The sequence below is a fragment of the Sphingomonas leidyi genome, from assembly GCF_011761945.1.
GTDB classification, from domain to species: domain Bacteria; phylum Pseudomonadota; class Alphaproteobacteria; order Sphingomonadales; family Sphingomonadaceae; genus Sphingomonas; species Sphingomonas leidyi.
In genome coordinates, this window is sequence record NZ_JAASQV010000003.1 from 184,300 (window position 1) to 207,460 (window position 23,161).

General features: G+C 67.7%; 21 protein-coding genes. All 21 read right to left on the minus strand.

What is annotated here, in order from left to right:
• Positions 1-8: 8 nt before the first annotated feature.
• The 21 genes from FHR20_RS16215 to FHR20_RS16315 all read right to left on the minus strand — a co-directional run bounded on the left by FHR20_RS16215 (position 9) and on the right by FHR20_RS16315 (position 22,938).
• Entirely contained in the window at positions 9-1,181 is a 1,173-nt protein-coding gene (locus FHR20_RS16215; RefSeq protein ID WP_341786467.1) for a beta-barrel domain-containing protein, read from the minus strand.
• Positions 1,182-1,316: 135 nt separating this feature from the next.
• Positions 1,317-1,493: a hypothetical protein gene (locus FHR20_RS16220; RefSeq protein WP_167300674.1), complete on the minus strand. Its 177-nt coding sequence runs from the start codon at positions 1,491-1,493 to the stop codon at positions 1,317-1,319.
• A 147-nt stretch (positions 1,494-1,640) separates the two neighbouring features.
• Positions 1,641-1,835, minus strand: coding sequence for a hypothetical protein (locus FHR20_RS16225; RefSeq protein ID WP_167300675.1), 195 nt, complete (start codon positions 1,833-1,835; stop codon positions 1,641-1,643).
• Between the two features lie 384 nt (positions 1,836-2,219).
• Positions 2,220-4,106, minus strand: coding sequence for an SPOR domain-containing protein (locus FHR20_RS16230; protein ID WP_167300676.1), 1,887 nt, complete (start codon positions 4,104-4,106; stop codon positions 2,220-2,222).
• A 90-nt stretch (positions 4,107-4,196) separates the two neighbouring features.
• Complete coding sequence (gene ftsZ, locus FHR20_RS16235) at positions 4,197-5,723, minus strand: cell division protein FtsZ (protein ID WP_167300677.1); 1,527 nt, start codon at positions 5,721-5,723, stop codon at positions 4,197-4,199.
• A gap of 114 nt (positions 5,724-5,837) precedes the next feature.
• Positions 5,838-7,097: a cell division protein FtsA gene (gene ftsA, locus FHR20_RS16240; RefSeq protein ID WP_167300678.1), complete on the minus strand. Its 1,260-nt coding sequence runs from the start codon at positions 7,095-7,097 to the stop codon at positions 5,838-5,840.
• Between the two features lie 82 nt (positions 7,098-7,179).
• A complete protein-coding gene (locus FHR20_RS16245; protein WP_167300679.1) occupies positions 7,180-8,073 on the minus strand; it encodes a cell division protein FtsQ/DivIB in 894 nt (297 codons plus the stop codon).
• Complete coding sequence (locus FHR20_RS16250) at positions 8,070-9,005, minus strand: D-alanine--D-alanine ligase (RefSeq protein WP_167300680.1); 936 nt, start codon at positions 9,003-9,005, stop codon at positions 8,070-8,072. The genes FHR20_RS16245 and FHR20_RS16250 overlap by 4 nt, the downstream gene beginning before the upstream one ends.
• 90 nt (positions 9,006-9,095) lie before the next feature.
• Entirely contained in the window at positions 9,096-10,052 is a 957-nt protein-coding gene (gene murB, locus FHR20_RS16255) for a UDP-N-acetylmuramate dehydrogenase (protein ID WP_208413688.1), read from the minus strand.
• Complete coding sequence (locus FHR20_RS16260) at positions 10,025-10,219, minus strand: hypothetical protein (RefSeq protein WP_167300681.1); 195 nt, start codon at positions 10,217-10,219, stop codon at positions 10,025-10,027. Before FHR20_RS16260 ends, murB begins: the two co-directional genes overlap by 28 nt.
• Complete coding sequence (murC, locus tag FHR20_RS16265) at positions 10,216-11,628, minus strand: UDP-N-acetylmuramate--L-alanine ligase (protein WP_167300682.1); 1,413 nt, start codon at positions 11,626-11,628, stop codon at positions 10,216-10,218. The genes FHR20_RS16260 and murC overlap by 4 nt, the downstream gene beginning before the upstream one ends.
• 13 nt (positions 11,629-11,641) lie before the next feature.
• On the minus strand, positions 11,642-12,793 hold the full coding sequence (gene murG, locus FHR20_RS16270; protein WP_167300683.1) for an undecaprenyldiphospho-muramoylpentapeptide beta-N-acetylglucosaminyltransferase: 1,152 nt from the start codon (positions 12,791-12,793) through the stop codon (positions 11,642-11,644).
• Positions 12,790-14,022, minus strand: coding sequence for an FtsW/RodA/SpoVE family cell cycle protein (locus tag FHR20_RS16275; RefSeq protein WP_243857482.1), 1,233 nt, complete (start codon positions 14,020-14,022; stop codon positions 12,790-12,792). Before FHR20_RS16275 ends, murG begins: the two co-directional genes overlap by 4 nt.
• The gene (gene murD, locus FHR20_RS16280) at positions 14,019-15,356 is read right to left on the minus strand and encodes a UDP-N-acetylmuramoyl-L-alanine--D-glutamate ligase (protein ID WP_167300684.1); all 1,338 of its coding nucleotides are present in this window, start codon (positions 15,354-15,356) and stop codon (positions 14,019-14,021) included. Before murD ends, FHR20_RS16275 begins: the two co-directional genes overlap by 4 nt.
• The gene (gene mraY / locus FHR20_RS16285; RefSeq protein WP_167300685.1) at positions 15,353-16,423 is read right to left on the minus strand and encodes a phospho-N-acetylmuramoyl-pentapeptide-transferase; all 1,071 of its coding nucleotides are present in this window, start codon (positions 16,421-16,423) and stop codon (positions 15,353-15,355) included. The genes murD and mraY overlap by 4 nt, the downstream gene beginning before the upstream one ends.
• The gene (locus tag FHR20_RS16290) at positions 16,423-17,796 is read right to left on the minus strand and encodes a UDP-N-acetylmuramoyl-tripeptide--D-alanyl-D-alanine ligase (protein WP_167300686.1); all 1,374 of its coding nucleotides are present in this window, start codon (positions 17,794-17,796) and stop codon (positions 16,423-16,425) included. The genes mraY and FHR20_RS16290 overlap by 1 nt, the downstream gene beginning before the upstream one ends.
• Positions 17,793-19,208 carry a UDP-N-acetylmuramoyl-L-alanyl-D-glutamate--2,6-diaminopimelate ligase gene (locus FHR20_RS16295; protein ID WP_167300687.1) on the minus strand — a complete coding sequence of 472 codons (1,416 nt, stop codon included), beginning with the start codon at positions 19,206-19,208 and terminating at the stop codon, positions 17,793-17,795. The genes FHR20_RS16290 and FHR20_RS16295 overlap by 4 nt, the downstream gene beginning before the upstream one ends.
• Complete coding sequence (locus tag FHR20_RS16300; RefSeq protein WP_167300688.1) at positions 19,205-20,920, minus strand: peptidoglycan D,D-transpeptidase FtsI family protein; 1,716 nt, start codon at positions 20,918-20,920, stop codon at positions 19,205-19,207. The genes FHR20_RS16295 and FHR20_RS16300 overlap by 4 nt, the downstream gene beginning before the upstream one ends.
• A complete protein-coding gene (locus FHR20_RS16305; protein WP_167300689.1) occupies positions 20,917-21,501 on the minus strand; it encodes a hypothetical protein in 585 nt (194 codons plus the stop codon). The genes FHR20_RS16300 and FHR20_RS16305 overlap by 4 nt, the downstream gene beginning before the upstream one ends.
• A 1-nt stretch (position 21,502) precedes the next feature.
• The gene (gene rsmH / locus FHR20_RS16310) at positions 21,503-22,456 is read right to left on the minus strand and encodes a 16S rRNA (cytosine(1402)-N(4))-methyltransferase RsmH (protein ID WP_167300690.1); all 954 of its coding nucleotides are present in this window, start codon (positions 22,454-22,456) and stop codon (positions 21,503-21,505) included.
• Entirely contained in the window at positions 22,453-22,938 is a 486-nt protein-coding gene (locus tag FHR20_RS16315) for a division/cell wall cluster transcriptional repressor MraZ (RefSeq protein ID WP_167300691.1), read from the minus strand. Before FHR20_RS16315 ends, rsmH begins: the two co-directional genes overlap by 4 nt.
• Between the last annotated feature and the right edge of the window lie 223 nt (positions 22,939-23,161).

Consider the following 23,161-nt stretch of genomic DNA (forward strand, 5'->3'; position numbering starts at 1 on the left):
CGACGGCGTCACCGGCGCTGCACGGCGAAGAGCGGTTCGAAGAGCCATTGCAAAAAGGACTGCTTCTCGGTGACGATCCGCGCGGTCAGCGTCATGCCCGGGACGAGCGCTTCGCGCTTGCCATAAGCGAGGACACCGGCCCGCTCCAGGGCCACCGTGACCGGATAGACCGAGATCGTCGCACCGCCGGGGGTCTGCGTGCCGACCGCGCTCGACGCGACGCGCTGCACCTTGCCCTTCAGCGTCCCGAACCGCTGATACGGGAATGCATCGATGGCAAGGCGCACCTCCTGCCCCGGCTTGATGAAACCGATCGCGGCGCTTGGCACTGCCAGCTGCGCATCGAGCACCGAGTCTGACGGCACGATCGTCATCAACGGAGCGGAGGCGCTGGCGAGTTGCCCCACCCGCGCCGTCAGCGCGGTCACGCGGCCGGCAACCGGCGCGCGCAGCGTGTAGGCGCGCGATCCGGCAATGCTGGCGGCCTGCCGCGCGACTTCGGCGCGGCTTGCGGCAAGGCTGGCGTGCTGCGACTGCGCCTGGGCTTCGACCTGGGCAGCGCTGCGCTCGACTTCGGACAGCGAAGCGCGCTTGCTCGCCAGGGATTGCACCAGTTGCGACAGGCCCTGCTGCCGAACCAGAAGCGTCTCTTCCCGCACCTGCAGATCCCGTTGGCTGATGAAACCATGCTCGGCGATCATCCGCGTGCGCTCATGATCCCTTTGCGCCGAGACGATCAGGTTGCGCTGCAGGGAAATCTGCGACTGGAGCTGCGCGACCTCCTGCGACAGGCCGAAGCGCTGCGCCGCGAGTTGGCGCAGCTGCGCATCCGCGGCTTGTCGCGCCGCCGCCATTTGCGCCGCGAGGCTGCTGTCCTGGTGCCCGACCGCCGCTTCCATCCGACCGGCGACCGAGACCGCGTCCGCACCATCCTCTTCCGCGCGAATGGCCGCCAGCTCGGTGCCGGCGCGGATGTCGTGCCCGTCCCTTACCGCGATCGACATGACGATCCCGTTGCGAGGCGCGACAATAGTCACGATTCCCCTATCCGGCACTATCAGGCCGGTAACCGTTTCCACGCGCGAATAACTGGCAAGCGCCAGAAAGATAATCGCGCAAAGGACGCTTATGAATAGGAAATACCCGATGACCTGCCAGGCGACGGGCACCGAGATCGCCACGTCGCCAGACAGTCGATCTCGGTGCTGCGTTATTGCTTCTACGCGGAACACAGGAAATCATGTCTTTCGGCAAATGGTCTAGACGGGATTTCCCGATATATCGCCACCCCGAATTCCGAGAGGGCGCTCGAAAATCTATCGCCGTTCGTTCTGGGCGATATCCTTGCCGATCGTATAGCCATTATTGAAGGCGGCGATCGACGCACCGATCACGCCCAGGCCGCCCGCAACGAGGAACGCCACCAACGGAAGCGGACCACCGCTGACCGAGGAAATCTCGCCATCATTGAGAGTAATGATCTGGTTTTCCATGATTACATCCTATCCGATTCGGCTTTGGCCAAATCTTGTCCAACAATGTATCCGGAGGAAAAGGCGTATACCGCCAATGCAGCGACAATTATGACATACAAGGCTACAATCACCGCGATGATGCTCCTCATAGGCATGATAATCATGTCACTGCTTCTTGTTGACATTATATCCGGTATGCACGCCAGCCACCCACGCACTACCGATGACCAGCACCGCAGCGTCGATGGCAATACCCGCATAGGCAATAGCCAGGAGAGGAAGAGGACCTCCAGAAACCTGATCGACTTCGTCCAGGTTGAGATCCTGAATAGACCCGGCAGAACTGACGATATTACCCATATATGACATAATGATATCCACATCTATAAATGGAGAGACCACGTTATTATGGACTCGCATCATTCTCTATACGCTGGAAACATCAGTCAATATGATGATATCTGAATTACAGTCAAAATGGACTGATTATTGATATCATCGAATTACTCCGGACAGTCTAGGTCGCATATACTTCCAACGGATAGCCAATATTTGTTACAAAGTATTGCCGGCCGCCCGTGGAATACAATCGCCACGTACCTCGCAGTCATCAATCACAAGGCTTGATTTTCGGCGATTCGAATCGCCAACGGCTGGCTCGCCGCCAAAGCCGCGCGCCTTTGTTTCCGATGGATAGCGAAGGCGCCTCCCAGGGAGGCGCTAGCGGCACCGAACACCGCTACGTTACGGCGCCAGCTTGGTCACCTTCTGCCCGGCTTCGCTGGTGAAGACGAAGCCGGAGACACCCGCCTTGCCCAGCGTGTTGACGAAGGCCTGCGCCTCCGCGCTGGTCTTGAACGGGCCGGCGAGCACGCGGTTGGTGGCGCGCAGCGGCGTCGTCCACGCACCCTTGCCCTTCATCGCCGCCGGCGCTTTCGCGACCACGCCCTTCCAGGCCTTGGCGAGCGACTCCTCATTGGCGCCCCCTGCCACCTGCACCCAGATGCGGCTGGGATCGGTCTTGGCCGGATCGGGTTTCTTGGCCTCCGGCTTCTTCGTCGTCGCCTTGGGATCGGGCTTGCCCTTCCTGATCTCCTCGGGCGTCGGCTTGGCCTTGGGATCCGGCCTTTTCGGGTCGGCCTTGGCCATGACCGGCTCGGGCTTCGGCTTGGCCGCGACCGGCTCCGGCTTCGGTTTGGGCAATGCGGCAGGCCTGGCCTCCGCGACGCGCAGCGGCTCAGGGGCCGGCACCTCCACCGGTTCGGTCGGCGTCGCGGTGACGGCTGCAAGCTCGTCGGCAGGAATCGTGATGCCGCCGACGATCGCGGCAAGCACCGAATCCTCCTGCCCCACCCTGGCCGGGCCCGGCGGAATCGGCTCGGGCTTCGGAGCCGGGCGCACCGGCTGCACCACCGGCTCGGCGCGGGCGAGCGTAACGGGGGCCGCGGCCGGCTCCGAACGCGCCGGCACGGGTGCGGGGACCGAGGCAAGGCGCACAGGCGCGGGCATGGGCGTCGGAGCTGGAGCCGGAGCCGGGCGCGCGGGAACCGCGGCCGGACGCTCGGCGGCTTCCACCGGCTCCTCCTCGCGCTTCGGCGCCGGGATCGGCTGCACGATCGGCACGGGCGGAGGCACGAAGCGCGGCGGCGGCGGGAGATTCTCTTCGGGCGCGGGCTGCGGCACCGGCGCGGCGGCCGGTCGCGCCGCGGCGACGGCGGCAAGCTTCTCGTCGCGCTCGCGATCCCTGCGCGAGCGGCGGTCGTTTCCCTTGGGCGCCGGCGCGGGCGCGACGACCGGCTGCGCCGCCGCCAGTTGCACCGGTCGCACCGCCGGCACATAGCGCGGCAGCTCCGGCGCAAGCCGCGTGTCCGCGAGCCGCACCTGGCTTGGCGAAAGCTCGCCGAAATGCACGGCAAAGGCGCGGTCGGCGGGCCCCAGATCGGCGAGACGGCGGAAAAAAGGCGAGAGCGCCTGCCCCATGGTGCCCGGCATCATGCTGGAGGCGATCTTCTCCGCCCCCGCCGTGTCGCCGTTCATCGCCAGGATGAAGGCCCGCGCACGCCACGCCGCCCGATCGCTGCGGCGAAGCAGCGGATCGAGCGTGCGCATCGCCTCGTCCTTGTCGCCGGTGATGCCGAGAGAGAGGGCATAGCGGCGGAGCGTCTCGGCATCGTCGCGATTGCCCGACAGCGCGAGCTTGTAGTCGCGCTGGGCGAGGCCCGGCTGGCCGAGCAGGTCATAGGCGAAGCCGCGGTCGCCGGCATAGTCGCGCGGATCGAGCCCGCGCGCTTCGGCCGCCTGGAAAAGGCGCAGCGCCTCGCCGGGCCGCTCCAGCCGCACCAGCACCATGGCGCGCCCAGCCGAAATGCGCGGATCGCCGGGGCTGAGCGTCTCTGCACGCTGGAAGAAGGCAAGCGCGGCGGAAGTATCGCCGAGCCGCGCGCTGGTCATCCCCGCATCGAGCAGCGTGCGCAGGTCGCGCGGATCGCTGGCGAGCATGCGGATATCGTTGGCCAGCCGGTCGGCGTCGGGATTGGGTTGGGCAACGACTTCGGTCTGGGCAAAGACGGGCGCGGCCTGGACCGCGACCAGCGCGAGTGCCGCAGCACCGATGAAGCGAATCCGGTCCATGTCCCCGCCAGCCTGCGCCGTGTTGCGCTGAACCGCCGATTACGGCGCCGGCACGGCTCGCCGAAGCGAGGCCGGCCGGCGACGAATGGCTTACTGGTTGTTCTGGCTGCGCAGGAAGCGCGGAATGTCGAGCGGATCCTTGTCGTCGTCATCGTCCGACTTGGAGGCGCCGCGCGAAGCCATCGCCATGCGCTCGAACAGCGTGCCGCCGCTCTTCTTCGCCGGCTTCTCGGCCGGGATCGAGGGCGCAGCTTCTTCCTCGTCGCCGCCGGTCAACCAGCGGCGGCGCGTGGTCGGCGCGGGCGCCGGCTCATCGACGGGCGGACGCGGCGCCTCGGGCACCAGGCTCTCGGCACCGAGCACCAACTCGTCCTCGTCGCCGTCCTTACCGTCATCGACCCAGCTCGCCTGCACGGGCGCGGCCGGCTGCGGTTCGGGTTCATAGGCCTGGGGAATGGGCGGCGAGAGCGGCGCCGGCTCGGCGGCCACTTCCGGCGTGTAGGCCTCGGGCACCGGCGGCTCGAGCGGCGCTTCCTCCGCTACCGGCTCTACCGGGATCGGTGCCGGCTCGGCGGCTGCGGTGCGGCGCGGCGTGGAGAAGGAGAAGACGCGCGGCTGCTCGGCGGCGCGCGGCGCCGCCATCGGCTGCGCATCGGCATCGATACCGGTCGCGACGACCGAGACGCGGATCTTGCCCTCGAGCTCGGGATTGAAGGCCGAGCCCCAGATGATGTTCGCGTCGGGATCGACCAGCTCGCGGATATGGTTCGCGGCTTCGTCGACTTCGAGCAGGCGCATGTCCTCGCCGCCGGTGATCGAGACGATCACGCCCTTGGCGCCGTTCATCGAGACGCCATCGAGCAGCGGGTTGGCGATCGCCTTCTGCGCGGCGATGAGCGCACGGTCGTCGCCCTCGGCCTCGCCGGTGCCCATCATCGCCTTGCCCATCTCCTGCATCACCGAGCGGACGTCGGCGAAGTCGAGGTTGATGAGGCCCGGCATGACCATCAGGTCGGTGATGCCGCGCACGCCCTGCTGCAGCACCTCGTCGGCCATCTCGAACGCTTCCTTGAAGGTCGTGTTCGCATTGGCGATCAGGAACAGGTTCTGGTTCGGGATGACGATCAGGGTATCGACGTACTTCTGGAGCTCGTTGATGCCCGCCTCGGCCGAAGCCGCACGGCGCTTGCCCTCGAAGGCGAACGGCCGGGTGACCACGCCCACCGTCAGAATGCCCATGTCGCGGGCAGCCTTGGCGATGACGGGCGCCGCACCCGTGCCCGTGCCGCCGCCCATGCCGGCGGCGATGAACACCATGTGCGCGCCCTCGAGCGCCTTCTGGACGTTGTCGATCGTCTCCTCGGCCGCGGCGCGGCCGATCTCGGGCCGCGAGCCCGCGCCCAGGCCCTGAGTGATCTTGGCGCCAAGCTGGATGCGATGCCCCGCGCTCGATTGCTTGAGCGCCTGCGCATCGGTGTTGGCGACGATGAAGTCGACGCCCTGCACATCCGCGCGGATCATGTTCGCGATCGCGTTGCCGCCCGCGCCGCCCACACCGACTACGGTGATCTTCGGGGTCAGCTCGTCCACATCGGGCGGAAGGAAATCGATACTCATCGCCTTGGTCTCCCTGCGCCCGGGTGGCTGTCACAGGCGCGTAATCTGGCCCCCGTTCTGCACGAACGCAGAGGGTGACTCTAGAGGGAACGCGAAGTTACCAACGCATTTCTTCTAATAATTTGCCCGGAATGCCGCGATCAGCCGCTGGATCAGGGCTCCGGGGTTCGTCCTGGTCACCATCTGGTGATTCGGTTCGAGCGCGCGCAGGTCGATCGGATTGGCCGCGGCGAAGCGCGCCAGCCCCGCCAAAGTGGCGAAGGCGGGCCCCGCATGCGCCTCGGGCAGCGCCACCAGCCCCTTGGGCCGGCCGACACGCACCGCGCTTCCCAGGAACTGCTGGGCATAGTCCGCCACGCCCTTCAGCTCGGCGCCGCCGCCGGTGAGGACGATCTGGCGACCGGCGGGATCCTCGAACGAAAGCTTCTTGAGCTCCTTCTGGATCTCGCCCATCAGCCGCTCCAGCCGCTTGCGGATGATCGCGTTGAGCTGCGCCTTGGTGATGCGCGGTCCTTCGGTGCCGTCGTCCGGGATCGCCGGCACCACGTCGATCATCTCGTGATTGTCGCGGGGAGACAGGTTCGCGGAGCCGTGGAAGCATTTGGTCCGCTCCGCCCAGGCGCGCGCGGTGCCGAAGGACGAGGCGATGTCGTCGGTGATGTCCGCCGAGCCCATCGGGATCGAGGCGAGGCCGGAAAGCACCCCCTGCGAGAAGACGCTGACATTCGTCACCCCCGCACCGATCTCGACCAGCGCGACACCCAGTTCGCGCTCCTCGTCGGTGAGGCAGGCCAGCCCCGTGGCAACCGGCGCGGCGATGATCGAGCGAACCTCGAGATGCGCCGAGCGGACGCAGTGATCCAGGTTGCGCACCGGCGCGCCATCGGTGGCGACGACATGGATGTCGACGCCCAGGCGCTCCGCATGGAGCCCGAGCGGACGCCGCACGCCGGCAAGACCGTCCACGGTGTAGCGGGTCGGCTGGGCATGGAGCACCATCTTGCCCTGGGGATCGATCGCGTCGCGGCCGGCGCGAAGCAGCTCGTCCACGTCGTTCTGCTCGATCCGATGCCCCCCCAGGTCGGATTCCAGCCGGACGATGTCGGAGATCAGCCCGCCCGCGGAGAAACTCACCCAGACGTCCTCGATATTCTGTCCGGCGATGCGCTCGGCCTGTTCCACCGCTTCGCGGATCGCCAGTTCGGTCGCGTGCAGGTCGGCGACATAGCCGCGCTTGACGCCGCGGCTCTCGCGCTGGCCGGTGCCGAGCACCACCAGCGAGCCGTCATCCGCCTTTTGCGCGATCAGCGCCGAGACCTTGGACGAGCCCACGTCCAGCGCGGTGATCAGTCCTTCCGGTGCAGCCTTCGCCATTTGCCCCTCATTCCAAAAAACGCCTAACTCCCGATTCAGCTTATGAATCAGTATTTTCCCCGGAAGGCAACTACGGTGTTCATCATAATCCCGTCGCCGCCGGCACTCCGATCGCCGCCGGGCGGCGGATCACGAGATTGTCGGGATCGCGCATATCGAATCCCAGATTGCCGCGGCCGAGCAGGCGATAGGCGCCATCCTTCTCGGCAAAGGTCTTAAGCGCGTCCCTGGCTTCCTTCTCGCCCTCGGGCAGCTGGAGCTTCTCTCCCGTGTCGAAGATGATATCCCAGCGCCGATTGCCCACCCAGGTCGCTGCGCGGACGAGCGGCTTCAGCGCGGGCGCGCTGTCCATCAGGTCGCGCCGCACCGGCTCCTGCGCGTTCGCCCCGTCTCCGATCAACAGCGGCAGATCGGGCATCGCCTCGCGCGAGACCGGCTCCAGCGGCACGCCCATCGGATCGATCAGCATCAGCTGGCCGTGATTCTGCCAGATCGCCGCAGGCTCGCGCTCGACGATGTCGATCAGCAGCTTGTCGGGCAGGCGCCGGGAGACGCGCGCATCCTTGATCCAGGGATAGGCGAGCAGCCGGGTGCGCACATCGGCCAGGTCGACCAGCGGCATGGCACGCGCGTTCTGGTCGAGCACCTGCTGGTACACGGTCATGCGGTTCATTCGCTTGAGACCGTTGATCTGGATCGTGTCGACGCGCAGCCCCGCCTCGCCGACCGCCTGGGCAGCGCCGACGCCGATCACCTGCGGCACGCCGAACCAGGTCGCGACGGTGATCAGCCCGACCGAGAACATGGCGACGATACCCCAGGTGGCGATGCGAGTGAGCGTCGCCTGGCTCACCGGCAGCGCAGCCAGCGCCTGGTCCATCAGTCCCGGCTGCTTCTTGCGCGCGATCTGCTTGCGCTTCTGCACCGGCTTCGCCCCGCGCCGGGTGGCCGCCCGTCTGGCGGGGGGGCGGCTCATCCCGCGCAGCCCCCGCCCATCGCCTCGTCGACGATGCGCTGGCACAGCTGGGGATAGGAGATGCCGAGATGCCGCGCCTGCTCGGGTACCAGGCTGAGCGGCGTCATGCCGGGCTGGGTGTTCACTTCGAGCAGGAACAAGCCCTCGACGCCCTGGCTGTCGTCCCAGCGGAAATCGGAGCGCGAGGTGCCCTTGCAGCCCAGCAGCTTGTGCGCCTCGAGCGCGATGCGCCGGCACGCCTCGGTGATCTCGTCGGGGATCTGCGCCGGATAGACATGCTCGGTCAGCCCGTCGGTATATTTGGCGTCATAGTCGTAGAAGCCGCTCTTGGGCTTCAATTCGGTCACGCCCAGCGCTTCGCCAGCCAGCACCGCGGTGGTCAGTTCGCGGCCGCGGATGAAGGGCTCGGCGAGCAGTTCGTCGAACTCCTGCCACGGGCCCACCGCATCGGCCGAGATCGGATTGCCGTAATTGCCTTCCTTGGTGACGATGGCGACCCCCACCGAGGAACCTTCGTTCACCGGCTTGAGCACATAGGGGCGCGGCAGCGGATCGGCCTGGTGCAGTTCCCCGGTCTTCACCATGCGGCCGCCGGGCATCGGGATGCCGTGCGGCACCAGCGCCTGCTTGGTCAGCTGCTTGTCGATCGCGATCACCGAAGTGACCAGGCCGGAATGCGTGTAGCGCACGCCCATCAGGTCGAGCATGCCCTGCACGGTGCCGTCCTCGCCGGGGGTGCCGTGCAGCGCGTTGAACACCACGTCCGGCCTCGCCTCGGCGATCTTCAGGGCGACGTCGCGATCCATGTCGATGCGCGTCACCTTGTGGCCCAGGCTCTCCAGCGCCTCCGCGATGCCCGCGCCGGACATCAGCGAGACTTCGCGCTCGGCCGACCAGCCACCCATCAGAACCGCGACGTGCAACTTGCTCACCTATTCACCCCAATGACGTCCTTGCTTGGCGTCGTCGGCAAACATGCCGACATGCTACTTGTCCCCGTCGTCGGCAAGCATGCCGACACGCTATTTGTCCCCGTCGTCGGCAAGCATGCCGACACGCTGGATTTCCCATTCCAGCTCGACGCCCGACTGCGCCTTCACCCGGGCGCGGACTTCCTCGCCCAGCGCTTCGATGTCGGCCGAGGAAGCATTGCCCAGATTTAGCAGGAAATTGCAGTGTTTTTCGCTGACCTGCGCGTCGCCGCGACGAAGGCCCCGACAACCGGCCGCGTCGATCAGCGCCCAGGCCTTGCCGCCGTCCGGATTCTTGAAGGTCGAGCCGCCGGTGCGCGACCTAAGCGGCTGGGAAGCCTCGCGTTCCGCCGCGATCCGGTCCATCTCTGCGCCGATCTCGGCCTTGTCGCCGGGAGTCCCCTCGAACAGCGCCTCAACCACCACGGCACCGGCAGGCAGCTCCGAATGGCGATAGGTATAGCCGAGTTTGGCCGCCGGCCAGGTCTCCACCGTCCCGTTTCGAGTCACCAGCGTGACTTCGATCAGGATATTGCTGGTGTCACGGCCATAGGCGCCCGCGTTCATCCGCACCGCGCCGCCGATCGTGCCCGGAATCCCGCGCAGGAATTCGAGGCCCGCAATGCCCGCATCGCGCGCGGCGCTCGCCACGGTGATCCCCATCGCGGCCCCGCCCGCGCGCACGCGCCGGGAACCTTCCTTGATGCCCGGTTCGATGGTCACTTTCGCCATCGCCTTGGGCAGCCGCACCACCACGCCCGGCACGCCGCCGTCGCGCACGATCAGGTTCGAGCCAACCCCGACCGGCAGCACCGGCACTTCCGGATCGAGCGCGGCCAGGAATGCCGCAAGGCCCTGCACGTCATCGGGGCGCACCAGCCATTCGGCCGGGCCGCCGGTGCGAAACCAGATGAAGTCGGCAAGGCTGCCCTGATGCTCCACCGTGCCGCGCAGCGGAGGCAGCGCGGTGCAGACTGCGCTCACTTCCACCCCCACATGCTCGACCATTGCCTCCACGCCGCGAGATTGGCCTCGGCCGCCCTCTGCCCGGCCTGCTGCAGCTTCATAACGTCGCGCCCGGCATCCAGCATCTTCTGCGCGGCAGCCATCTGCGCCTGCTGTGCCTGGATCAGGTCGCGCTGCATCTCGATGCCCAGGGTCAGCCAGTCCTTCATGCGACTGCCTTTGCTTCCTCGATCGCGCCCGCCAGGTTCGCGGCCCATTTGGTGATGTCGCCCGCGCCCAGGCAGATGACCATGTCCTTTGGCTGGATCACCCCGGCGAGCGCGCGCGCCAACGCGTCCTCGCTCTCGATCGCGCCCACCGCGCGATGCCCGCGGCGCTGGACGTTCTCCACCAGGGCCTCCGCGCTCACGCCCTCGAGCGGCAGTTCGCCCGCCGCATAGACCGGCGTGACATAGACCATGTCGGCATCGTTGAACGCCTGGGCGAACTCGTCCATCAAATTCTTCAGGCGCGTGAAACGATGCGGCTGGACGACTGCGATCACCCTGCCCTCGGCGCTCTCGCGCGCAGCGGCCAGCACCGCGCGGATCTCGACCGGATGATGGCCGTAATCGTCGATGATCGTCACGCCGCCGGTCTCGCCGACCTTGGTGAAGCGCCGCTTGACCCCGCCGAACTTGGCGAAGCCCTGCTGGATCGTCGCATCGGGAATGCCCAGCTCGAGCGCTACGCCGATCGCGGCGAGCGCGTTCTGGACATTGTGGCGGCCCGGCATCGGCAGTTCGATGCCCTCGATCGAGCGGGTGGTGCCGTCGCGGTGGCGGATGATCGCCTCGAAGCGGTTGCCGCCATGATGCGGCACCACGTTGACGCCGCGCACATCCGCGCTGGCGGCAAAGCCATAGGTCACGATCCGGCGATCGCGCACGCGCGGGATGATCGCCTGCACTTCGGGATGGTCGAGGCACAGCAGCGCGGCGCCGTAGAAGGGCACATTCTCGACGAACTCGACGAACGCGTCCTTCACCGCGTCGAACGAGCCGTAATGGTCGAGATGCTCGGGATCGATATTGGTGACGATGGCATAGGTGCCGTCGAGACGCAGGAAGCTGCCGTCGCTCTCGTCGGCCTCGACCACCATCCACTCGCTGTCGCCCAGGCGCGCGTTCGAGCCATATTGGTTGATGATGCCGCCGTTGATCACGGTCGGGTCCACCCCGCCCGCGTCGAGCAGGGCCGCGACCATCGAGGTCGTGGTCGTCTTGCCGTGGGTGCCCGCCACCGCGACGGTGGACTTCAGGCGCATCAGCTCGGCGAGCATCTCGGCGCGGCGTACCACGGGAACGCGACGCTGATAGGCCGCCTCGACCTCGGGATTGGTACGCACGATCGCGGTGGAGACCACCACCACGGCCGCGTCGCCCAGATTCTCGGCATCATGGCCGATCGTCACCGGAATGCCGCGGCTGCGCAGCCCCTGCACGACATAGCCTTCGGCCACGTCCGAACCCTGCACCTTGTAGCCCAGATTGTGCATCACCTCGGCGATGCCGGACATGCCGATGCCGCCGATGCCGACGAAATGGATGATGCCGATGTCGGTTGCGACGCCCTTCATGCGCCAAACTCACTCATGCGAACGCTGGCCTTCCCTGCATTGCCGCACGGCGGATCCCGATCGGGGCCTCCGGCGCGTGGATGGATTCGACGAGATCGGCGAGGTCGCGCGTGGCGTTGGGGCGGCCCACGCTGCGCGCCCGCGCCGCGGCATTCTCGAGCCCGACCGTGTCGAGCCCGAGCTTCTGGATCTGCTTGGCGAGTTCCGCCGCGGTGAAGGCGCGCTGCGGGATGGTCCGCGCGCCGCCGGCCGCAGTGATCTCGCGGGCATTGGCGGTCTGGTGATCGTCGGTGGCGCTGGGCAGCGGCACCAGGATCGCCGGGCGGCCCGCCGCGGTAAGCTCGGCAATGGTCGAGGCACCCGCGCGCGCGATCACGATGTGCGACCAGGCCAGTACATCGGCCATGTCGGTGATATAGGTGGAGACATCGGCCGGGATGCCGTGATTCTGATATTTCGCCCGCACCGTCTCGATATCCTCGACACGCGCCTGGTGCGTCACCTGCAGGCGCCGGCGGAAATGCACCGGGAGCAGCGCCAGCCCGTCCGGCACCACCTGGCTCAGCACGGTCGCCCCCTGGCTGCCGCCGGTGACGAGTACGCGGAAGATGCCGTCTTCCTCGAGCAGCGGATAGGGGCGGTTGCGCAGGTTCAGCACCGCCTCGCGCACCGGGTTGCCGACGAGATGGATCCTGACCTGCCAGCCGGGCTTCACCCGGTCGACCTGGTCATAGGAAGTGGCGATGGCATCCACGCGCCCCGCGACGAAGCGGTTGACTCGCCCGAGCACGGCATTCTGCTCGTGGATCACCGTCGGCACGCCCGCACGGAATGCCGCGAGCAGGGCGGGCAGCGCCGGATAGCCGCCGAACCCGATTACCGCGGCAGGCTGGATCTCCTTGTAGAGCCGAAACGCCATCGAGCGACCCGCCATGATCCTGCTCGCCGCGCGCAGATAGCCGAGGGGCCCGCCGCCCAGCCGGCCCGCGGGCAGGACGTGCGTCTCGACGCCCTCGAACAGCCCCGGGAAGCGCACGCCGCGATCGTCGCTCACCAGCGCGACATGGTGGCCCCGCTCGGCCAGTTCCGCCGCCAGCGCCGCCGCAGGCACCATGTGCCCGCCGGTGCCGCCGGCTGCGAGGACATAGCTTCGGGACTGAGTCATGCGTTCGTGCTCCAGCGGCCGGTATAGGGCGAGCGTTTCAGATACGGGTTTCGGCGCGTGAAGGCGAGCAGCAACCCATAGCCGATGGCCAATGCGATCATCGACGACCCGCCATAGGAAATGAAGGGGAGCGTCATGCCCTTGGACGGGGCGATGCCGGTGTTCACCGCCATGTTGATCAGCGACTGCACGCCGAACTGCGCGGCCAGGCCGGCGGCCGCGAGCAGGCGGAAGGCGTCCTCCTCGTCCAGCAGCTTCATCAGCACGCGGATCACGATGGCCAGATAGAGGGTGGCGATCACCGCACAGGCGATCAGCCCGAACTCCTCGCCGATCACCGAGAAGATATAGTCGGTATGCCCCTCGGGAAGCTTGAACTTCATCATGCCGTTGCCCGGCCCCCGCCCGAGCAGGCCGCCCGCGGTGAGCGTCTCGTGCGCCATCTCCACCTGGTAGCGCTCGGCGAGCGCGGCGTCCTTGGTGGGAAACAGGAAATTGTCGATGCGGGTGCGGGCGGTGCCGTAGAACAGATAGGCCGCGAACACACCCGCCACTGCCGTGCCGAACAGGCCGGCGATGGCGGCGGGCGAGATGCCCGAGATCATCAGCAGGATGATCCACACGCTGCCGAACACGATCGTCTGGCCGAAATCGGGCTGGAGCATCAGCAGCACGCCGATCAGCGCAGTGAGCGCGCCGGTGACGAACAGCACCGGCAACTGCGGATCCTTGGCGCGGAAGCTGAGCATCCAGGCGGTGGAGACGATGAACAGCGGCTTGAGGAACTCGGAGGGCTGGAACTCGGCCAGCCCGACTCCGATCCAGCGCTTGGCGCCGTTCACTTCGTGCCCGATCACCGGCACCAGTGCCAGGCAGACCAGGAATATCCCCGCTCCGATCAGCGCCAGCCGCCGCGCCACCGTGACCGGCAGCATCGAGACCGCGATCAATACGGGCACGCTGATGCACACCCAGATCAGCTGGCGCCAGAAATAATACATCGGCGCCATGATGTGCGTGGCGTCGGAATAGCGGCGCGCCGTGGCGGGCGACGCGGCGGCGACCGCCACCAGCCCGATCGCGATCAGCAGAAGCGCCAGCGTGAGCAGCACGCGATCGACTTCCCAGAACCACATGCCGGCGCGCGTCTTGCTCGCACGGCCGAGCTGTTGCTGGACGCGACGGCGGACCTCGCTTCCAGCTTCCGGCACTTCCACGGTTTCGTTCATCCCAGTGCCTCCACCGCGTCGCGAAAGGCCTGGCCCCGGGCTTCGTAATCCTTGAACTGGTCGAACGACGCGCAGGCGGGCGACAGCAGCACCGTCTCCCCCGGATGCGCCTGTGCCGCCGCGCTCCGCACCGCGGCCTCGAGCGTGCCCGATCGCTCGACCGGCATCTCGCCTTCGAGCAGCTGCGCGAACATCTCGCCCGCCTCTCCGATCGTATAGGCCTTCACCACATGGGGGAAACCCGGGCGGCAAGCGTCGAGATCGCCGGTCTTGGCCTTGCCGCCCAGGATCCAGTGGATCTTCGGATAGGCCGAGAGCGCCGGTGCGGTGGAGTCGGCGTTGGTCGCCTTGCTGTCGTTGACGAACAGCACGCCGTGCCTGGTCGCAACCCGCTCCATCCGGTGCGGCAGGCCGGGGAAGCTCTCCAGCCCCCGGTCGATCGCTTCGCGGACGATGCCGAGCGCCTGGCACGCAGCGATGGCGGCAAGTGCGTTCTGCGCGTTGTGCGGTCCCTGCAGCGCCGGCCAGCGCGACTGATCCAGGCAGGCGCCGGGGGCGATCCTGGTGAGGTCCTCGCTACGGCCCGCGGCCGCCAACTGGGCCGCGATCCCGGCCGAAGGCGCATCCCCGATGCCGATCACCGCGGCGTGGCCGGGCTTCTGCATCGCGAACAGCCGCGCCTTGGAGGCGGCATAGGCGTCGAAATCCGCATAGCGGTCGAGATGGTCGGGCGTGATGTTGAGCAGCACCGCCACGTCGCAGTCGAGGCTGTGGGTCAAGTCGATCTGGTAGCTCGACAGCTCGAGGACATAGACCCCGCCTTCGGGCAGCGGGTCCTGCCCCAGGATCGGCAATCCGATATTGCCGCCGAGCCGCGCCGGGATGCCGGCGGTCTCGAGGATGTGGTGGATCAGCGCCGTGGTGGTCGACTTGCCGTTGGTGCCGGTGATGCCGACCACACGGTGCGCGGGCATCTCGGCACGCGCCTCGGCGAACAGCTCGATGTCGCCGATGATCGGGACGCCATATTTCGCCGCCTTGTCGGCGACCGGATGCCGATTGAGCGGTACGCCCGGCGAAACCACGACGGCGTCGAAACCGGTCAGATCGATCGGGAGCTTCACCCAGTCCTTGGTCGAAAAACCCGGTTCGTTCTCAAGCGCCTGCCGATCGGCCTTGAGCTGATACCAGAGGTCGCGATGCGTCGCCTCATTGTCATCCCAGCCCAGCACTTTCGCGCCGCTCGCCACCAGCGCGCGCACCGTCGCCGCGCCGGAGCGCGCCAGCCCGAGCACCGCATAGCGTTTGCCGCGCCAGGCCGTGCTCGTGATCACCGCAGCTTGAGCGTCGCCAGCCCCGCCAGCGCCAGCACGAAGGCGATGATCCAGAAGCGGATCACCACCGTCGGCTCCGACCAGCCGAGCTGCTCGAAATGATGGTGGATCGGCGCCATCTTGAAGACGCGCTTGCCCGTGCGCTTGAAGAAGAACACCTGGATGATGACGCTCAGCGCTTCCATCACGAACAGGCCGCCGATGATGCCGAGCACCAGCTCATGGTGCGTGGTGACGGCGATCGTGCCGAGCGCGCCGCCGAGCGCGAGGCTGCCGGTATCGCCCATGAACACCGCCGCCGGCGGCGCATTGAACCACAGGAAGGCGAGCCCCGCCCCCACCATCGCGCCGCAGAAGATCGCCAGGTCGCCCGCGCCCGGCACGTGCGGGATGCCCAGATACACCGCATAGATCTTGTTGCCGGCCAGATAGGCGATCAGCATGAAGGCCATGCTGGCGATCACCACCGGCATGGTCGCGAGCCCGTCGAGCCCGTCGGTGAGGTTCACCGCATTGCCGAACGCGACGATCACGAAGGCGGCGAAGGCGATGTAGAACCAGCCGATGTCCGGGTGGATCCAGCTGAAGAAGGGTACGTAGAGCTGGGTGCCGTTCTGCGAGCAGATGATCCAGGCGGCGACGCCTGCGATCAGGAACTCGCCCAGCAGCCGCACCTTGCCCGATACGCCGGCGGTCTTCTGTTTCCGCACCTTGTCGTAATCGTCGAGGAAGCCGATCATCCCGAAGCCGAAGGTGACGAACATGCACGCCCAGACATAGGGGTTGCGCAGGTCCATCCACAGCAGCAGCGAGAGCATCAGGCTGGTCAGGATCATCAGCCCGCCCATCGTCGGCGTGCCGCGCTTGGCAAGGTGGCTCTGCGGCCCGTCGTCGCGGATCGGCTGCCCCTTGCCCTGGCGGATGCGCAGCCAGCCGATGAACCTCGGCCCGATCACCAGCCCGATCAGCAGCGCCGTCGCCACCGCGCCGCCGGTGCGGAAGGAGAGATAGCGGAAGAGGTTGAAGACGCCGGGAAAGCCCAGCAGATCCGCGATCCAGTACAACATCAGGCAGGTGCCCTTTCCGCCAATGCCGCGACCACCGACCCAAGCCGCACGCCGTTCGACCCTTTTATGAGAACCGCGTCCCCCGCCTGGAGCATGTCGTCGAGCCTGCCCAGCGCGGTCGCCGCGTCGGGCACATGGACGAAATCGACGCGCCCCTCAAGCGCCTCTGCAAGCGGAAGCATCGCTTCGCCGACGAGAATGGCATAATCGACGCCCGCGGCCTCGATCGGGCCCGAAAGTTCGGCGTGGAAAGCCGCCGAATGCACGCCGAGCTCGCGCATCTCGCCGAGCACCGCCAGCTTGCGGCCCTTTTCGAGCGCGAGCACTTCGAGCGTGGCGCGCATCGAGGCGGGGTTGGCGTTGTAGCTCTCGTCGATCACCAGCGCCTCGCCGCCACGCGCCGGCACCATGCGCCGCGCGCCGCGCCCCGCCAGGCCGCCCAGCTCGGCGAGCGCAAGGCCCGCCAGCTCGAGATCGCCGCCCACGGCATCGACCGCGGCGAGGATCGCCATCGCGTTCGACACCCAGTGCGCACCCGGCTGGGACAAGGTGAAGCTCAGTTCGCGCTGGCCGAAACGGGCCGTGACGAAGGTGGCGCCGGTGCGGGTGCGCATCGTCTCGACGGCGCGATAATCGGCGCCTTCCTTCAGGCCGAAGGTGACGATCTTTCCCGCATAGGGCCTCGCGGCGTCGATCAGACGGTCGCGATGCGGGCTGTCGAACGGGACGATCGCGGTGCCGCCCGGCTCCAGCCCCTGGAAGATCTCGCCCTTGGCGTCGGCGATCGCCTCTTCGCTCGCGAAGAAGCCCAGATGCGCCGGGGCGATGGTGGTGACGATGGCGACATGGGGGCGCACCAGCCGCGTGAGCGCGGCCAGTTCGCCGGCATGGTTCATGCCCATCTCGAACACGCCATAGCGTGCCGTGCGCGGCATGCGCGCCAGGCTGAGCGGCACGCCGGTATGGTTGTTGTAGCTCTTGACGGAACGATGCGCCGCGCCGGGCGCGTTGCGGTCGAGCGCCGCGAACAGCGCTTCCTTGGTGCCGGTCTTGCCGGCCGAGCCGGTGACTCCGATCACCTGGCCCTGCATCCGCCCGCGCGCCGCAACGCCCAGCGCGTCCAGCGCCAGAACGGTGTCCGCCACGCGCACATGCGGGTGCGGCGTGGGTTCCGAAACCAGCGCACCTGCCGCGCCCTGCGCAAAGGCCTGGTCGAGATAGCGATGCCCGTCGGTGGCCTCGCCCTTCAGCGCCAGGAACAGGTCTCCCTGCCCGACTTCGCGGGAATCGAAGGTCACGCCCGAGGCCTCGAACGCCGCCGAGGCCGTGCCGCCGGTCGCCTCGGCGATCTCGTCTGCGGTCCACAACCTCACGCCGCGCACTCCCGCGCCACGGCGACGTCGTCGAAGGGCAGCACCATGTCACCGACAATCTGGCCCTGCTCATGCCCCTTGCCGGCGATGAGCACGATGTCCTCGCTCCCGGCCATCTCGATCGCCGCCTTGATCGCCCCGCGCCGGCCGCCGATCTCGATCGCTTCGGGCGCCCCTTCGAGCACCTGGGCGCGGATCGCCGCCGGATCCTCGGAGCGCGGATTGTCGTCGGTCACGATCACTATGTCCGCGCCGGCGGCCGCCGCCTGCCCCATCGGCGCGCGCTTGCCGGTGTCGCGGTCGCCGCCCGCGCCGAACACGATGATCAGCCGCCCTGCGGTGTGCGGCTTGAGCGCCGCGATCGCCGCTTCGAGCGCGTCGGGCGTATGCGCATAGTCGACATAGACCGGCGCACCCTGCTTGGTGATCACCGCACGCTCCAGGCGCCCCCGCACCGGCTGCAGCCGGCTGAGGTCGCCGAGCGTCTGGATGACATCCCCGCCCGTCGCGATCACCAGGCCCGCCGCAACCAGCGCATTGGCGGCCTGATAGGCGCCGATCAGCGGCAGGTTCACTCGATATGTCTCGCCCCCGGCCTCGATCGTCAGCCCCTGGCCGAGCAGCGTCGGATCGCGGGCGATCAGCTTGAGCGTTTCGCCATGCTCGCCCACGGTGACCAGCCGATTGCCGCGCATCCGCGCCAGTTCCTCGACCCGCGGGCTATGCGGGTCGTCCGCCCACACCACCGCCACGCCGTCCGGATCCAGCACATCGGCGAACAGACGCAGCTTGGCATGGAAATAGGCGGCCATGTCGCCATGATAGTCGAGATGGTCGCGGCTGAGATTGGTGAACGCCGCCGCGCGCACCGGCAGGCCTTCGGTGCGATATTGCGACAGGCCGTGCGACGATGCCTCGAACGCGACATGGCTCACGCCTTCGCGCGCCAGCCCGGCGACATTGGAGAGGAAGGTGACGATGTCCGGCGTGGTCAGCCCGGTGCTCACCGTGTCGTCCGCCGTGGTGACGCCGAGCGTGCCGATCGAGGCGGCGTGGAAGCCCCGCATCCGCCAGAGCTGGCGCGTCATCTCCACGGTGGAAGTCTTGCCGTTGGTTCCCGTCACCGCCACCGCGGTCGCCGGGAACGGCGCGAAGAAGCGCGCGGCCAGCCGGGCGAACTTCTCGCGCGGGTTCGCATCGACGATGTGGATCGCCCCCTCCACCCTGGCGCCGGGCCGGGCGACGATGGCGACGGCACCGGCCTTCACGGCGTCGGGAATGAAATCCTCGCCGTTGAAGCGCGCGCCTTCGAACGCGCCGAATATGGTGCCGGGCGCCACCTTGCGATGATCGATGGCAAATCCGGTGACGACGGCGTCCCCCCCGCCTTCCGTCAGCGTGCCCAGTTTCATTCGGGATCCTTCTTGTCGGCGCCTGGCCCCGCCCAGATCAGCGGCAGCAACTCGCGCTCGTCGATGTCGCGATTGGCGTCGGGCATCACGCCGAGCAGCGAGCCGGTACGGCCCACCACCCGCGCGACCACGGGCGCCACCGTCCACGCAGCGGTCGTGCGATAGACGCCGATCGAGGGGTTGGCTTTGGGCGAATCGAGCATGGCGATCATCACATAGCGCGGTGCGTCGATGGGGAAAGCCGCCGCGAAGGTCGAAACGTTGCGATGCTTGTCGTAACCACCTTCGCTCGCCGCCTCGGCGGTGCCGGTCTTGCCCGCGATACGGAAGCCGGGCGCCTCGCCCTTGCGGCCGGTGCCCTTGAGCACGATCAGGCGGAGCAGCTGGCGCATCCGGTCGCTCGTCGCCTGTTGCAGCACGCGCTTGCCCTCCGGCGGATGGGCGGGATCGACCTTGCGCAGCGTGACGGGACGCAGGATGCCGCCATTCACCATCGCGGCATAGGCCGTCGCAAGGTGCAGCGGCGTCACTGCGATGCCATGGCCATAGGCAGTCGTCATCACCGTGATCCGCCCCCAGCTCGACGGCCAGAGCGGCTTGGCGCTGGCATCGAGCTCGATCTCGGGCTTCCGGTCGAAGCCGAAACGGCGGAAGATCTCCTGCATCTTCTCCGCGCCCAGCTCGTCGGCGATGCGCGCGGTGGCGATGTTGGAGGAATAGATCAGCGTCTCCGGGATGTTGAGCCAGCGGAACTGCTCGTCGCCCGGATCGTCGTGGATCTTGAAGCGGCCCACCTGCAGCGGCACGGTCGCGTCGAAGCGGCGCGACATCGACGTGATCGTGCCGGTGTCGATCGCCGCCGCCACCGCGATCGGCTTGAAGGTCGATCCCAGCTCATAGACGCTCTGCGTCACGTTGTTGCGCGGCGGCGGGCCGGCGATCGCATTGGGATTGAAGGCGGGGAGCGAGGTCATCGCGATCACTTCGCCGGTATGCACGTCGAGGATCACGCCCGCGGCGCCGCGCGCCTGGAGCTGCGTCATCGCCGTGCCCAGCTCGTTCTCCAGCGCCGCCTGCACCCGCAGGTCGAGCGACAGCGCCACGGGCTCGCCGCGCCGCGCCGGATCGCTCAGTTGCGCGTCGAGCACCCGCTCCATGCCGTAGCGGCCATGGCCGGTGCTATCGATATAGCCGAGCACATGGGCCGCGAGCGTCGATTGCGGATAGAGGCGGTCGTTCTCGCGCTGGAACTCGATCGCCGGCTGGCCGAGCGCATTCACCGCGCTCACCAGCTCCGGCATGGCCCGGCGCTTGAGATAGGCGAAACTGCCCCCCGACTTGAGCAGCGCGAAATAGCGCTCGGCGCTCTGCTCGGGAATCAGCTCGGCCAGCCGGTGCGCCAGCTCGGCCTTGTCGCCGATCACCTGGTTGGGGTGAATGGCGATCGTCCAGGAATCGATCGAGCGCGCGAGCGGCGCGCCGCGCCGGTCGGTGATGTCGCCGCGCGGGGGCACCAGCGTGGTGGCGATGTCGCGCGCAGTGGCCGGCTCCGCCCAGAGCGCGAGCAGCGCCAGCTTGCCGATCACCACCAGCATGCCGAACCCGAACAGGATCGACAGGATCATCAACCGCACCTGGGCCGTGGCGACAAGCGCCTGACGGGCATCGCCCGTACGGCCCTTGCGGGCCGGCGGGGCGACGACGACGATCAACGGAGCGCCAGCTTCTCGCGCTGCGCAAGCTTCTTCAGGTCGTCGATGGTCGAGGTGCTCAGCACGCCCTTGTCCACCATTGCCACCGCGCGCCTGTCCGCCTTCTTCATGAGGTCGTGAAGTTCCCTGTCCTGCTGCGCCACGCTCTTGCCCGACGGCGCCGAAGCAGAGCCCGGCTGCGGCGCCGGGGCCGCCTGCACCGGCGCTGCCGCTGCCGTCGCCACTGCTGCGACGGAGTGAGCCCCGGGCGCGCCGGCCGGAACGATCAGCGAAGCATTCTGGATCTGCGCGGGCTGGTCGAGACTGGCCAGCGCCGTCTCGCTCGCCAGATACTGGCCGGGCGCCGGCGCGGCAAGCGCCAGCACGTCGCCGTTCCAGCGCTCGATCTGGGCCAGGTTGGCGCGCGTCTGGAACTCGGTCTCCAGCCCGCGAATGTCCTTCTGCGCCTGCAGGATCGCACCCTTCATCGCGTTGAGCTTGGCCTGTTCGGCCGCGCCGTGCGAATTGACCATGTAGCACGCCGGCGCCACCACAACGGCGCAGAGGAGCCACCCCAGTCCCTTGAAGCTCTGAACCGCCATCTCACGCTACTCCTTCACTGGGCCACGGCGCCGCCGCGGTCCGCCGCGCCACGCGCAGCGTCGCCGAACGGGCTCGCGGATTACGGGCAACCTCGTCATCGCCCGGCCGCACGGCCTTGGCGGGAGGTTCGAAACTGGGCTCGGCACGCGGGCCGACCGCGGGACGGTGACGCGAACCGGCAGGCTCGCTGCCGCTGCGCTCGCGCAGGAAGCGCTTCACCAGGCGATCCTCCAGGCTGTGGAACGTCACCACCGCCAGCCGGCCGCCGGGCCTGAGCACGCGCTCGGCCGCGGCCAGCCCCTCCGCCAGTTCGTCGAGTTCGCGGTTGATGAAGATGCGCACCGCCTGGAAGGTACGGGTCGAGGGATCCTTCTTGTCGTGCGGCTTGTGGCCCAGCGCGCGGCGGACGACATTGGCGAGATCGGTGGTCGTCGCCAGCGGCCGGGCGCGCACGATCGCGCTCGCGACCCGGCGGGCACGCGGCTCTTCGCCATATTGATACAGCACGTCGGCGATCTCGCCTTCGTCGGCCGAGTTCAGCCACTCCGCCGCGGTCATCCCCTCGCCGGCCATGCGCATGTCGAGCGGCCCCTCCTGCTGGAAGGAGAAGCCGCGCTCGGCCTGGTCGAGCTGCATCGACGAGACGCCGATGTCCATCGTCACGCCGTCGACCGGCACGAGGCCGCGGCGTTCGAGCTCGCCCTCCAGCTGGCTGAACGGCGCCTCGATCAGGATCAGCCGGCCATCCGCATGGGAGACGAGAGTTTGGCCGCCCTCGATCGCACGGGGGTCGCGATCGAAGGCGGCCACCTCGGCACCCCGCTCGAGGATGGCGTTGGTGTAGCCGCCGGCGCCGAACGTGCAGTCGACATGACGCTCGCCGGGCACAGGGGCGAGGCCGTCGACCACTTCGTCGAGCAGCACCGGGATATGCGGCTGGGTCGGGGAGCTCACAGCTTCACTCCCTTGGCCTGGCACAGATACTCGCAGATCTCGCGCAGCGTCGGGTCCGCTTGCGCGTCGCTCATCAGGCGCTCCGGCGCCCAGATGTCGAAGGTCTCGCCGCTGCCATAGAACAGCGCCCATTTCTGGATGCCCGCCTTCATGCGGAAGAAGGGCGGAATCACGAAACGGCCGGAATCGTCGTACGGCGCCTTCTCGACCTGGCCGAAGGCACGACGCTTCGCCTTGTAATCGGCGTCCTCGCCGCGATCGGCAGCCTGCTGCTCCTTGCGGTCGATCCGCTCATATTTCTCCTTGGACCAGGAGAGGTCGTGCGCCGACAGGCAGGGGTCATGGGGGTGCAGGCCCACGACGATCTGGCGGATGTCGGAATTGCGTTCGGCGGCGTTGCGCAGGTCGGCGGGGATGGCGACGCGGCCCTTCTGGTCCACCGCCTGGAGCGCAAATCCCTCGAAGAGCTCCCTGTCTGCCACGCCAATACCCCAATGGGCACAGCTTTCCCGTCTCCGGAATCAGCCCCCACGGCCGGGCCCGGCGCTTCAAATGACGGTGAAAAGGGTGTGCCCCCTTTAAGCATCTCGTTTTACCAACAAGCGCTCGGGGATACAACGGGAGAATTGGGGATAGAGCGGGAATTTGCCCCACTAAGTCCCGATTTTCAGCGGTGTTTTACTTAGAATCAGTGTTTGTTCTTTG